The 12,853-nt window shown below is 68.2% G+C and carries 13 protein-coding genes; 5 read left to right on the top strand and 8 right to left on the bottom strand.

Annotated features, from left to right (window positions below; genetic code table 11):
- Nucleotides 1-78: 78 nt before the first annotated feature.
- From malQ to VGP60_RS07710, 6 genes are all read right to left on the bottom strand, one after another.
- On the bottom strand, nucleotides 79-2,031 hold the full coding sequence (malQ, locus tag VGP60_RS07685) for a 4-alpha-glucanotransferase (protein ID WP_327547182.1): 1,953 nt from the start codon (nucleotides 2,029-2,031) through the stop codon (nucleotides 79-81).
- Nucleotides 2,032-2,202: 171 nt separating this feature from the next.
- A complete protein-coding gene (locus tag VGP60_RS07690; RefSeq protein WP_327547183.1) occupies nucleotides 2,203-3,246 on the bottom strand; it encodes a C40 family peptidase in 1,044 nt (347 codons plus the stop codon).
- Nucleotides 3,247-3,659: 413 nt separating this feature from the next.
- On the bottom strand, nucleotides 3,660-4,673 hold the full coding sequence (locus VGP60_RS07695) for a LacI family DNA-binding transcriptional regulator (protein WP_327547184.1): 1,014 nt from the start codon (nucleotides 4,671-4,673) through the stop codon (nucleotides 3,660-3,662).
- Between the two features lie 58 nt (nucleotides 4,674-4,731).
- Entirely contained in the window at nucleotides 4,732-5,313 is a 582-nt protein-coding gene (locus tag VGP60_RS07700) for a DUF305 domain-containing protein (RefSeq protein WP_327547185.1), read from the bottom strand.
- The gene (locus tag VGP60_RS07705; protein ID WP_327547186.1) at nucleotides 5,310-6,167 is read right to left on the bottom strand and encodes a DUF1996 domain-containing protein; all 858 of its coding nucleotides are present in this window, start codon (nucleotides 6,165-6,167) and stop codon (nucleotides 5,310-5,312) included. The genes VGP60_RS07700 and VGP60_RS07705 overlap by 4 nt, the downstream gene beginning before the upstream one ends.
- A gap of 479 nt (nucleotides 6,168-6,646) precedes the next feature.
- Entirely contained in the window at nucleotides 6,647-7,552 is a 906-nt protein-coding gene (locus VGP60_RS07710; RefSeq protein WP_327547187.1) for a serine/threonine dehydratase, read from the bottom strand.
- Nucleotides 7,553-7,632: 80 nt separating this feature from the next.
- On the opposite strand from VGP60_RS07710, the gene VGP60_RS07715 reads away from it, so the two are divergent.
- From VGP60_RS07715 to VGP60_RS07725, 3 genes are read left to right on the top strand one after another with little or no spacing between them, the layout of a single operon-like run.
- On the top strand, nucleotides 7,633-8,544 hold the full coding sequence (locus VGP60_RS07715) for a LysR family transcriptional regulator (RefSeq protein ID WP_327547188.1): 912 nt from the start codon (nucleotides 7,633-7,635) through the stop codon (nucleotides 8,542-8,544).
- Nucleotides 8,545-8,554: 10 nt separating this feature from the next.
- The gene (locus VGP60_RS07720) at nucleotides 8,555-9,352 is read left to right on the top strand and encodes a thymidylate synthase (protein WP_327547189.1); all 798 of its coding nucleotides are present in this window, start codon (nucleotides 8,555-8,557) and stop codon (nucleotides 9,350-9,352) included.
- Entirely contained in the window at nucleotides 9,352-9,837 is a 486-nt protein-coding gene (locus tag VGP60_RS07725; RefSeq protein WP_327547190.1) for a dihydrofolate reductase, read from the top strand. The genes VGP60_RS07720 and VGP60_RS07725 overlap by 1 nt, the downstream gene beginning before the upstream one ends.
- Nucleotides 9,838-9,870: 33 nt before the next feature.
- Here the strand turns inward: VGP60_RS07725 and prcB are convergent, their stop codons facing one another.
- Together prcB and VGP60_RS07735 are read right to left on the bottom strand one after the other, a co-directional pair.
- Nucleotides 9,871-10,722 carry a proteasome subunit beta gene (prcB, locus tag VGP60_RS07730; RefSeq protein ID WP_327547191.1) on the bottom strand — a complete coding sequence of 284 codons (852 nt, stop codon included), beginning with the start codon at nucleotides 10,720-10,722 and terminating at the stop codon, nucleotides 9,871-9,873.
- 183 nt (nucleotides 10,723-10,905) lie between these two features.
- Complete coding sequence (locus VGP60_RS07735) at nucleotides 10,906-11,622, bottom strand: helix-turn-helix domain-containing protein (protein WP_327547192.1); 717 nt, start codon at nucleotides 11,620-11,622, stop codon at nucleotides 10,906-10,908.
- An 84-nt stretch (nucleotides 11,623-11,706) separates the two neighbouring features.
- Here VGP60_RS07735 and VGP60_RS07740 point away from each other — a divergent pair, with 84 nt between their 5' ends.
- Both VGP60_RS07740 and VGP60_RS07745 read left to right on the top strand, forming a co-directional pair.
- Nucleotides 11,707-12,534, top strand: a complete 828-nt coding sequence (locus VGP60_RS07740; protein WP_327547193.1) for an NAD(P)H-binding protein — start codon at nucleotides 11,707-11,709, stop codon at nucleotides 12,532-12,534.
- Between the two features lie 73 nt (nucleotides 12,535-12,607).
- Entirely contained in the window at nucleotides 12,608-12,805 is a 198-nt protein-coding gene (locus tag VGP60_RS07745; protein WP_327547194.1) for a hypothetical protein, read from the top strand.
- Nucleotides 12,806-12,853 lie beyond the last annotated feature (48 nt).

Below are 12,853 nucleotides of genomic sequence, written 5' to 3' on the forward strand. Positions count from 1 at the left end.
CCTCAGGCGTCACTCGACCGCGACAGCGGCCGGGGGCGATGAAGTACCCAAAGGTAGTGCCGGGCAAATCAGTCCGCGCTATGACCTAGGTCGCTCGGCGCGGCGAGCCGCTTTCAGTGGAGCCACCACGGTTCGAACGTGCTGGTCGGCGAACAGTTCGTCGATGGTGGCAGGCAACGGGATTCGCCAGTTCGGGTACTGGTCGATCGTGCCCGGCAGGTTGGGTTGACGGCGTTCGCCGAGCACGTCGGCCGGTGAGGTCAGGACGAGCCGGGACGACGCCGACGCGAGCAGCGTGTGGAGTGCCACGACGAGGTCGTCGGCCGGGATGCCTTCCCGCATCAGGAAGTCGATCAGCGCCTCACGTTCGGCCTTCGCCGACGCGTACTCCTTGTCCGCCGGGCCGTCGAGAAGTCCCAGCTCGGCGCGGACGCGCACATGTTCACCCTGGAGCCAGCCGGTCACCGTCGGCAGGTCGTGGGTGGAGATACTCGCCATCGACCGCGGCTCCCACTCCTGCGGCGGGACGAACGGCTGACCGGGCGCGTCCCAATCGCGCTGGAACCACAGCACCGCCGAGCTGAGCAGGCCGCGCTCGTGCATGGTCTTGGTGACCTCGTCCTCGACCGTGCCGAGGTCCTCGCCGACGACGACCGCGCCGGCCCGGTGCGCTTCCAGCGTCAGGACGCCGAGCATCGCTTCGGCGTCGTAGTGGACGTAGGTGCCGCGGTGCGCGGGTTCGCCTGGTGGGATCCACCAGAGGCGCCACATCCCGGCCACGTGGTCGACGCGGATGCCATCGGCGTGGGCGAGCACACCGCGCACGACGTCACGGAAGGGCGCGTAGCCCAGCTCGGCGAGCCGGTCGGGGCGCCACGGCGGCAGGTTCCAGTCCTGGCCTTGCTGGTTGAAGGCGTCCGGGGGAGCGCCGACGGTGACGCGCGGGGCGAAGGCGTCGCGCAGCGCCCAGGTGTCGGCGCCGCCGGGATGGACGCCGACAGGCAGGTCGTGCACGACACCGACGGCCATGCCCGCTTCGCGCGCGGTGTCCCGGACGTCGTCGAGCTGGGCACGGCAGAGCAGCTGGAGCCAGCCGTGGAACGCGACGCGGCCGGCCAGTTCGGTACGGGCTTTGGCGACTTCTTCGCTGCCGGAGTCGCGCAAGGCGTCCGGCCATTCGCGCCAGTCGGCGCCGTGGACCTCGGCGAGCGCGCAGTAGGTGGCGAAGCCGCGTAGCGCCGCGTCGAGCTCGACGGGCTCCCGGTGGTGCGGCCAGAGGAGTTCGAGTGCGGCGAGCTTGGCGTCCCAGACGGCGTCGTAGTCGATCAGCTCGGTGTCTTGGGCGGGCTGGAGGGCCCGGACTTGTTCGCGGGTCTGCTCGTCGGCGTTCTCGAAGGCTTTCGTCGCGGAAACGCGCAGGTAGAGCGGGTTCGCGAAGCGACGGCTCGACGGTGAGTACGGCGACCGCTCGACCGGGTGGGTCGGGCTGATCGCCTGCACCGGGTTGACCAGCAGCACGCCGACGTCGAGCTCGGACGCGGAGCGGCGGGCCATGGTGGCGAGGTCGCCGAAGTCGCCCATGCCCCAGGACTCGGCGGAGCGCAGGGCGTAGAGCTGGAGCATCCAGCCCCAGGCCGGCGGCACCTCGGGCAGCCGGTGCGGCACGACGGCGAGCGTGACGTCCTGGTCGGCGGTGACCACGCGGTGCCAGCCGAGCGGCAGGTCCGCCGGGAGCGTGCTGCCGACGTCGAGACGCGTTCCGTCCTCGAGGTGGACGACGGCCGCAGTGCCGACGTCGTGCGCGGTGCCTTCGCGCAGCACCAGCGTCGGCGGGAGCACCGCGTTCGCCCGCCGTTCGCGGATGGCGGCGAGTTCCCGCCGGATCGCTTCAGGACTGGAGGCGTCGACCTCGAACTGGGCAAGGATCGCGATGACGACGTCGTCATCGACAACGACCTCGCGCTGATCCGAGTTCTCGTAGCGGGTCGCGACACCGTAGGCGCCGGCAAGGTCGATGAGCTCCTGATCCACGCGCACAGCATCGCCGCCACCGCCCGCCCGCGCCACACCGGCCCGCCCCCGCCACCCGAAGGACGCAGTCGCCGAAGGGTGCGACAGATCGCCATCTGTCGACAGATGGCGAAATAAAAAGCCGGGGCGGCATCGCGTAGCGACACCGCCCCGGCCGGGGTCATGCGTGACTCAAGAAGGGCGACGTGCCCCGCTGTAGTCGTTCTGCAACGGCGAGATCTTGACGACGTCACCCGAGGTGGGTGCGTGCACCATCTTGCCGTCGCCGAGATAGATGCCCACGTGATGCACCGGCGAGCCGTAGAACACCAGGTCGCCCGGCTGCAGTGCGGACCTGGACACCGCAGCGCCGAAACCGGCCTGCGCGCCACTCGTCCGCGGGAGCGTGACGCCGCCTCGGGCATACGCCCAGAGCGTCAGTCCGGAGCAGTCGAAGCTGTTCGGCCCTTCGTTGCCGTAGACGTACGGCTTGCCGAGCTTGCTCAGTGCCGCGTCGATCGCGGTCTGGGCTGCCGCGCCGGGGGCCCTGAGGCCCGGGGCGCTGCCACCCTTGTCGGACTGGAGAGCCTTGTCCGCGGCGCTCAGCCTGCCCGCCTGGGCTTCGAGTTCCTTGATCTGCTTGTCGAGTGCGCTCTTCTGCGCCTCGACGTCGCTCTTCAGCTTCGCCGCCGCATCGCGCGCTTCCGTCGAGCGCGTCTGCGCGTCGGCCGCCGTCTTGGCGGCCTGCGCCGCCTGGTCGACGGCACCGGTGAAGTTGCTGAGCGCCCGGTTGCGGTCGGTCGCCAGTACGTCCAGCGCGGTCGCCCGCTCGAGGAAGTCCTGGCTGGAGCTACCGGCCAGCAACGCGGAAAGCTTGTTCATCTGGACACCACTGGTGAACGTCGCGCTGGCGAACTTGTCGACGTCGACCCGGAAGTTGCCTTCGTCGACCGACGCCTTGGCGCCGGCGTCCTTGGCCGCGTTCAGGTCCTGGGTGGCCTTGTCCAGGTCTGCCTGCTTGGCGGTGAGCCCGTCTTTGGCGCTGAGGAACTGCTCGTTGATCTTCTCGGCCTGAGTCGAGAGTTCGCGGTACTTCGCCAGTGCGTCGGACGAAGTCGGGGGGACTTGGAGGACTGGGGCTGCGGTGGCTGGGGACTGGGCAACGCTCATCACCGCGATCACGGCTGAAGCTGCCAATACACCTGACACCACGCGCTTGAGTGAATGCGACCGCACGTCGCGCGTGTCTCCTTTACGCTTCGGCCGCCGACCGGCCGCGCGTCGAGCACAGCTTTACCGCATCAGCATTGACACGCGGTGGGTTCCGGTGCAGCTCCCCGACAAAGCTGTCACGGCGGCGATCTCGCGTAGCCGACGTTTGATACGTCTGCTTCCGCCGCGAGATCTCGGCTAGGTTACGAAAGCCTGGCCGCCGCGTCCAGTGTCTCGGACGCTAAAAGTTGTTAAAACTCTCCGTAGTACCCAAAAACTCCGTTGGACCAGCAGTGCAGCAGAATTTGTGACCGGTGTCACATTTTCCCTGTGTGTCGACTACTGCGTGTGGGAAGCACGCCTTTGTTCACTGACTTGGGTGTCATGCTTTGGAACCCGCCCGATCTGCCGCGATGGAGGTCCACAGTGGACCCCGGCTACGCGGACCGGCGGACGACGAGGGTCGGTTCGAAAACCACCGTGGTCACCGGCGTGTCCGGTTCCGCGATCTGCCGGAGCAGCTGCCTGGCCATTTCCGCGCCCATGTCCTCGACCGGCTGGCGGACCGTGGTGAGCGGCGGATCACAGGACAGCGCCGCGCTGCTGTCGTCGAAACCGACCACGGCGATGTCGTCGGGCACCCGGCGGCCGTGCTGGCGCAGCACCGGGAACGCGCCGTGGGCCATCAGGTCCGAAGCGATGAACAAACCGTCGATGTCGGGATGTTCGCCGAGCAACCGCTCGGCGGCGGCCATTCCGCTTTCGCGGGTGAAATCGCCCTCGACGCAGATCTTCTCCGGATGCCCGAGTTCGGCGGCCCGTTCGTGGAACCCGGCGAGCCTGTCCTGCCCGGCCGAGGTGTCGAGCGGCCCGGAGATCGTCGCGAGTTTCCGGCGCCCGAGCCCGGCGAGGTGCTCGGCGGCCAGCGCCGCCCCGGCGGACTGGTTGACGTCGACGTAGGTGATCGGCAGCGGCCGAGGCGGGCGCGAAGACAACACGACCGGCAGGTGCGAGCCGACGAGCTGTTCCGGCAGCGAGTGGTCGCCATCGGTGTGGAGGAGGATGACGCCGTCCAGCCGCCCGCGGCGCAGGTCGGTGATCACCTGGTCCCGCGTGCCGGTCTTGGTCGTCATGAGCACGAGATGGATCCCGAGCGGGTCCAGCACGTTCGTCACCCCGGTGACCACCTGGCCGAAGAACGGGTCGCCGAGGATACGGCTCTCGCCCGGCAGCACCAGCGCGATCGCGTCCGCGCGGCGCGTCACCAGGGAGCGCGCGGCGAGGTTGGGCTGGTAGCCGGTGGCCGCGATCGCCTGTTCGACGACCTCTCGGATGGCTTCGTCGACGCTGGCGACGCCGTTCACCACCCGGGACACGGTCGCCCTGGAGACACCCGCCACCCGGCCGACTTCTTCGAGGGTGACGCGTTTCGACGGGGGATCGCGGGGCACGGACACCGCCCCTTTATACCGTCCGGCCAGGGGATTCCCCGTTTCCCGTGCACCCGCGTCAGGGTGAACCGGTGGTCCGGTCGAGTCGTGGCAGGTCGGCCGCCCGCTCCTGGGCCATTTTCGCCGCGACGGCTTTCGTGCCGACATGGGATGTCGCACCCAAAACGGACTTCACCACGACGGTCGACTCGTCGAGGTGTGCCCGGAGCAGTCCGGCGAACACCTTGTCGAAATCGCCGCCCGACGCCGAAAGCGCGCCGAGTTCTTCGGCGGTCGGCATCCCCGGCATGTCGTGGCCGGCGTGGTTGTTCACGAACGGGATCCCGGCCGCGTCGAGCAATCCGTGTAGTTCGGCGAGTTCGGCCCGGCGGGTGACGCCGATTTCCGTAGCGAGGTCGCGCAACGCGGGCGAGGTGACTTTGCCGCCTTGGTCGAGCAGTTTGACGGCCTGCTCGTCGGTGGCGATCGCGAGTTCGGTGAAAGCCTGTTCCGTCGGCCCGAACTGACCGGGCGCGGCGGTCGGCGGCTCGCGCACCTGGTGTTCCTGGTGCGTCGGGCTTGGCGGCGTGGCCGCCTGCCCGCCACAGGCCGCGAGGCCCATGGCGAGCAGGACAGCCGCCGCGATGCGGGCGAACGTCATCCGGGGATGCCGTTCGGGCCGCACTTGATCACGGCGTTGATGCAGTCGCGCACGCGCCGGTCCATCTCGCCGGCGGGCCACACGTTGAAGAAGTCGCCATGCATCGTGTAGCCCGGCCCGGAGGCCAGCTTCATCTGCGACGGGTCGCCGTTGGTCGAGTACCGGAGTACGAACCGCAGCTTCGGCAGTGCGATCGGATGTGTGGAGGTGCAGTTGCCGCCGACCGGGTAAGCCAGGTGGCTCTTGTGGTCCGCGGAGTCGAGATCGCGGCCGTTCCAGCACTGCGGGAAGTCCAGGTAGGTCTCCAGTTTGGAGCCCGCCGGGCAGTTCACGAAGTTCTTCGACGGGTTGACCTCGCCGTGGTGCAGGCACGACCAGCGGGCGATGCTGTCGGCGTCACCGGTCGCCTTCGCGTTGCCCGCGACGATCTTCAATCCCACCGGGATCGACCTGATCGCGGCGGGGTTGTTGATCTCGGCCAGGTAGTAGAACGTCATGCTGGACGGCGGAATCGCCACGCCCCGGTTGGTCAGCGTCGGCACCCAGTACGAGGACAGGTCGATGAGCGGGTCGCAGTTGCCTGTGGCGCCGAGCAGGCTCTGGTAGTTCGAGCGCGCGTCGGTGGAGCGGTTGCCGAAGAAGTCGTGGGAATGCGACGCGCCGGGCAGGTTGGGGAGCACGATCGGATCGTCGGGCAGCCGGTGGCTGAACTGGCATTCGGCGGCGAACTCGGCAACGCGCACCGGCTCGGCGCCCGCTGTCGTGGCCATGCCGGCGGTGAGCAGGCCGCCGAGGACCGCGGCGACCATCCCAATCAGGACGCCGGTTCGGCGCCGGGTCAGTTTCTTCGTCATTGAAGCAACTCCCTTGGCTGTTGCGAATTTACTAACAGCAGGCTGAGAGAGCGCTCTCGCAGATCTGAGGATGACCCAGGTCACATCGTTCGTCAAGCAAAGTGCTGTGACGCTGGCGAAGTGGCCCTGTTCGGCCCTGACGTTTACCTCATTCGGCCCAGTGAAGCAGTCGAGCTCGAACGCGGTTGAGAGAGCGCTCTCTTGACATCGGGCACCCTCGGTAGGACGCTTTATGTCGGGAAAGCGCTCTCGCACCCGCTATCTCCCTATTGCGCCGCCGGTAGTGGTTCGGTCAACCACTCCGCAAGATGGCGATATCACGTGATCTCTCACGAACTAAGACATCGCCATCTGTCGACAGATGGCGAACAGATGCTCGGGGTCGGCATGGCCGTCGCGATTCTCATCGACGCCACCCTCGTCCGCGGCGTCCTGCTCCCTGCCGCGTTGTCGCTCCTCGGCGACCGCGCCTGGCGTACCTAGGCGGCGTGCCAGTCGGTGTTGGCGCCGCAGATCACCAGGCAGGCCAGTTCGCCGGGGACGACACCGGCGAGCCAGGCGGCGAACGTCGTCGCGGCGGCGGGTTCGGCGGCGATGCGGAACTCCTCCCACAACCGGTCGCGCGCCGAGAGGATCTGCTCGTCGCTGACGAGGACGGAATGCACGTTGCCCGTCGACAGCACGGAGAACGGCAAGTCGCCCATCCGCGTAGCGCCCAGCGCGGAAGAAGCGACGGAGTCCACCGGCGAGTCGACGGGCTTTCCCGCCGCCAGCGCGTTGTGCGCGGAGCAGCAGAACCGCGGCTCGACGACGACAGTCCGCCGGTCGCCGATCGCGAGCGCTGTCCCGGCGGCCAGCCCGCCGCCACCGGCCGCGACGACCACCGCGTCGACGTCCGGCGCGTCGGCGATCACTTCGGCGCCGAGGGTTCCTTGTCCCGCAACGACAATCGGGTCGTTGTAGGCGTGCAGGTACCGATGCCCGGGCTGGGCCGCGAAGTCGGCAGCGGCCTCCGCGGCCTCCGCGTAGTGCGCGCCGTGCCGGATGAGCTTCGCGCCGGCCGCTTCGATGCGCCGCGCCTTGGCGTCGGGCACGGTCTCCGGCACGTAGACCGTCGCCGCCATGCCGAGCAGCGCTGCCGCCGTCGCGACACCGAGCCCGTGGTTGCCGCCCGACGCGGTGACGATGTGATCGTCCGGCGAGCCCGAAAGCATGCCGTTGAGCGCTCCGCGCACCTTGAATGACCCGCTGAGCTGCAGCTGCTCCAGTTTCAGCAGCACCGGCCTGCCGTCGACGTCGGCGCGCAGGAGCGGCGTGCGCCGGGCGTAGGGCCGGATCCGGCCGGCGGCGGCGTGGACGTCGGTGACAGACAGCAGGGTGCTCATGCGGTCCATGGTCGACATCGAACGCCGTAAGCGCCAGCTGGCATTCCTCACCTCCGGTTAGCTCTGCTTACGATGGTGGGATGGAACTCGATGCCGGTCGCCTGCGGATCCTGGTCGAGGTCGCGCACGCCGGGTCGATCGCCGAAGCCGCGCGCAAGCTGTCCTTCACGCCGTCGGCGTTGTCGCAGCAGCTGTCCAAGCTGGAGAAGGAGCTCGGCACCAGGCTGCTGGACCGCACCGCCGCCGGGGTCGTCCCGACGACGGTCGGCGCGATCCTCGTCGAGCACGGCGAACGCGTCCTCGGCGAGCTGCGCGAGGCCCGTGCCGCGGTGAAGGCGGCGATGGAGGAGCAACCCCAGCGCCTCGCCTTGGGTACTTTCGCGACCGCGGGCGAGGTGCTGGTCCCCGGCGCGCTCGCGGCGTTGGAACGGCAGTATCCGCAGGCGGAGCTGTCGCTGGTCGACGTCGAGCCGCCCGGCGGGTACGGCCTGGTGACTTCGGGCGACCTGGATCTGCTGATCACCCACCGGTATCCCGGTGTGCCGTCGGTGCCATGTCCCGGGCTCGACCGGCGGCAGCTGCTCGTCGACCCGCTTCGCGTCGCGCTGCCCGTCGGGCATCGGCTCACGACGCAAGAAGTCGCGCTGGCTGACCTGGCGGACGACAGGTGGATCTCGGGCGCGCCCGGTATGCCGAACCGGACCTGCTTGTCGACGCTCGCCGTCCGGGCGAATTTGGAGCTGCGGGTCGCTTACGAGACCGCCGATTACCACCTCATCCTGGAGCTGGTCGGCGCCGGACTCGGCATCGCGCTGGTTCCGCAGAGCCTGCTGGCCGGAGTCGACCGCGCCCGTGTGCGCATCCACCAGCTCGGTGACGCGGCTCCGGCACGGGAGATCTGCCTGGTCCATCGGCGGCGTCCACCCGCGCTGGTACGGGATCTCATCGCCCTGCTGCGCGTGTCTGCGGATCGACTGAACGACGCCACGTAAGCTCGCGACCATGGTGGATAGGCAGTACGAGGACCTTCTTCGGCATGTCCTCGAGAACGGCACCCCCAAATCGGATCGCACCGGCACCGGTACGCGCAGTGTCTTCGGGCACCAGCTGCGGTTCCCGTTGGACCAGGCGTTTCCGCTGGTCACGACCAAGCGGGTGCACTTCCGTTCGGTCGCGCTCGAACTGCTGTGGTTCCTGCGAGGCGACGGCAACGCGCGCTGGCTGCAGGAGCGCGGCGTGAAGATCTGGGACGAATGGGCCGACGAATCCGGCGATCTCGGCCCGGTCTACGGCGTCCAGTGGCGTTCGTGGCCGACCCCGGACGGGCAGCACATCGACCAGATCGAGCAGGTGCTCGAGACACTGAGCGCCGACCCGGATTCCCGCCGCATGATCGTCTCGGCGTGGAACGTGGCCGAGCTCGACAAGATGGCGCTGGCGCCCTGCCACGCGATGTTCCAGTTCTACGTCGCCGACGGCCGGTTGTCCTGCCAGCTGTACCAGCGCAGCGCGGACCTGTTCCTAGGCGTCCCGTTCAACATCGCCAGCTACGCGCTGCTCACGCATATGGTGGCGCAGCAGGTGGGCCTCAAGGTCGGCGACTTCATCTGGACCGGCGGCGACTGCCACATCTACGACAACCACGTCGAGCAGGTCACCGAACAGCTGAGCCGCGAAGTACTGCCGTTCCCGCAGATCAAACTCGACGCGGCGAAGTCGCTCTACGACTACGAGTTCGAGCAGTTCGAGCTCGTCGACTACCGGCACCACCCGGCCATCAAGGCGCCGGTGGCCGTCTGATGATCGGGCTGGTCTGGGCCCAGGCCGCCAACGGCGTCATCGGCCGCGACGGCACGCTGCCCTGGCGGCTTCCCGAGGATTTGGCGCATTTCAAGGCATTGACCCTCGGCACGACGGTGATCATGGGCCGGCTGACGTGGGAATCGCTGCCGCCGAAGATGCGCCCGCTGCCGGGACGCCGCAACATAGTGCTCACGCGGCACACCGATGCCGATTTCGAAGGCGCGGAAGTCGCGCACACACTCGAAGAAGCGTTGGCCATGAGCGAGACCGACGTCTGGGTCATGGGCGGGGCGCAGGTTTACGCCGCCGCACTCCCACTCGCGGAACGACTGGTCGTCACCGAACTCGCCAAGCCCGTGGACGGCGACGCGTACGCGCCGGTGATCGACGACGCTTGGCAGCGCACGGAATTCGATGAAACTTGGCGGCAGTCCGGCAACGGCTTGGATTTCCGGATCACGACCTACGAACGTGCCCGCTGACCGGCGAAAACACGCCGGTCAGCGGGATCGCGCTTACGACTCGATGATCGCCCGGGGCCCGTCCGGGGCGCTCTGACGGCGTTCGACGATGCCCCGCGCGAAGGTCTCGGTTTCCGCGTCGGTCAGCGCGCGGCCACCATCGGCCGTCACGACGTGCACGATGGGATAGATCCCGCGCGCGAGATCGGGGCCCATGGTCGCCGTGTCGCCTTCGGCCGCGTCATAAAGGGCTTCCAGCGCGACGGTGACCGCGGCCTGCTCGTCGAGACCGACGTCGTGCAGTTTCTTCAGGCTGCCCAGCGCGAAGATCGAACCGGAACCGATGGAGTGATAGCCCTTGAACTCTTCGGTCAGGCCACCCGCGGGGTCGTAGCTGTAGATGCGGCCGATGCCGGAATCGGCGTCGTAACCGGCGTACAGCGGGACCACGGTCAGGCCCTGCATGGCCATCTCGAGGTTGCCGCGCACCATTCCGGCGAGCTTGTTCGCCTTACCCTGCAAAGAGAGTTCGACGCCCTCGATCTTTTCGTAATGCAGGAGTTCGACCTGGAAAAGCTTGGCCATTTCGAATGCCAAAGCGGCTGTTCCGGCCACTCCGACTACCGAAGAATTGTCGGCGGCATAAACTTTCTCGCCATACCGGTAAGCGATTGTCGTACCGCTTGTCACCTGCCGGTCACCGGCCATGACAATACCGTCGGCGAATCGCAGGGTGATAATGGTCGTGCCGTGCGGCATCGCGCTTCCCGGCTGGCTGCCCGAGGCGTGTGACCAGGGCAGGGCCCCCGGGTGGTGCTCGGCCAGCAGCTCGGTGAACGAGGAGGTCGGCGTAGACATGTATTTCGCGAGCTGATGCCGCTCGTCGTTACCGTAAAGCATGGTCATGGAGTTGGGCCTCCCTGAAGATCTGCTGCGCCGAGCTGCCGATACTAGCGGACCGTCCACCGAGTGGCACCGCCGTCCACAGCCTACTTGACCACGTGCTCGGTGCGCGAAAAGTAACAATGCGTGCCCATTACGGAATGCGGTTCTATACCATATTTCGGGCAGGTTGTACTCCCGAAGTTGTCACCGGCCACACGCCGTGGCGGCGGGCAGTTCGCCCGCCGCGAACGCGCTGGGCGAGACGCCCATGAGGTGGCGGAACTCCGCGGTCATGTGCGAGTGGTCGTAGTAGCCGGCCTCGGCCGCGAGCCGGGCCCAGTCGCGGGTGCGAGCCCGCGCGAGCACGGTGCGCACGCGGTCTATCCGGGCGAAGTGCTTGGGGGAGACGCCGACGCCGTCGGTGAACAAGGTGCGCAGGTGCCGCTCGCTGACGTGCAGTTTCAGCGCGGTGTCCCGCACGCCGACGGCGGTCAGCAAGGTGGCCGCGTCGCGAACCAGGTCCCGCGGTGGACGGCGTTCAGCCAGCTGGCCCAGCAGGAGGTCTTCGAACGACGCCGGAGAAGCGGTCTCGGGCAGCTCGCCCCAGAAGTCGCTCAGCGGGACAACCTTGTCGACGAGGTCCCGCACCGAGCGGCCGAGAAGCGCACCGGCGCGGCCGGGCTGGATCCGGGCCTTGACACAGGACGGACCCGGCTCACCGAAGTGGTAGCCGGCGCGGGTGCGCGGGCCCATGACCACGAGGTCGCCGCGGTGCCCGGGCGCCGTGCGCAAAACCAGCGTGGTGGCGTGGTCCGGCTCGTCGGACACGGTCCGTTCCCGGTCGAGGCCGCCGACGCTGAGCCCGGACAGCCACGGCCTCAATGCCGCCGGGACCGGCAACGCGCGTTCGTCGTCGTTCACCCTTCCAGCGTAGAGGCGCGATGGGCGTCATAGAGTGCCGAAACTTCCTATCGGCCGGGACGTCCGCGCGGCAACGTCTTCCGCATGATCCTGATCACCGGTGCGACCGGCACCATCGGCAGTCACCTCGTCCGGCTCCTGGCTGACCGGGGCGAACCGTTCCGGGCCATGAGCCGGACCGGCGGTGACGTCCAGGCGGACTTCGACGACCCGGCGTCGCTCGAGCGCGCTGTCACCGGCGTCAACGCCGTCTTCCTGCTCACCGCGCCCGGGTCACCCAGCGCGCGGCACGACTTGGCCCTGCTCGACGCGGCGAAGTCGGCAGGGGTGGAACGGATCGTGAAACTGTCGGCGATCGGGAGCGGGGAGAAGTTCGGCGACGAGGTCGTCGGGGCTTGGCATCTTGAGGCGGAGGAAGCCGTGCGGGACAGCGGTATGGCATGGACGGTGCTGCGGCCGTCGAGTTTCGCGTCCAACTTCCTCCGGTTCGCGGGCGCGATCACCGCCGGGAAACCGATTCCCAACCTCACGGGCCCCGGCTGTCAAGGGATCGTCGACCCGCGTGACGTCGCCGCTGTCGCCGCCGAAGCACTGACCAATCCGATCCATAGTGGACAGACATACACGTTGACCGGACCGGAACTGTTGAGTGTCCCCCAGCAAGCCGACGTCCTGTCGCGGGTGCTGGACCGTCCTATCCGGACTATCGACCTACCCCGTGACTCCGCCCGTGCGCAGCTGCTTCAGTCCGGTATGGACAGTGTGGCCGTCGAAGTCGTCATCACCGGCAGCACTTGGGCTCGCGAAGGTCACAACGCCGTCCTGACCGACGACGGTCCCCGTGTTCTTGGCCGTCCCGCGGGGAGTTTCGCGAGCTGGGCCCACGACCACCGTGCCGCGTTCAGGTCGTGACCCTAAATGGAGATCAATCTTTCCGCCGATTTGAGCCCCAGGTCACACCGGGGGCGGTGGAAAGGCGGTCGACATGGGGTGGATTGTTCTCGGGTCGGTTCTGGCGGTCATGCTGGGCGTCGCGGTCATCATCGACCTGCGTGACCGGCGGCGCGGCGGTACCAAACTCGCCCGCGGTGGCGGCCTGCGTGAAGCCCGTCACGACGACGTCAAGATGGATTCCCCAACCGGGGATCAGGGCGCTTACCAGTTCATTCCGCCCAGCCTCTGAAACAGGGTCCAGCAGACACCCCCGGGAACGGTGCCGCGGCGTCTTTCC

Source organism: Amycolatopsis sp. (assembly GCF_036008905.1).
Lineage (GTDB): Bacteria > Actinomycetota > Actinomycetes > Mycobacteriales > Pseudonocardiaceae > Amycolatopsis.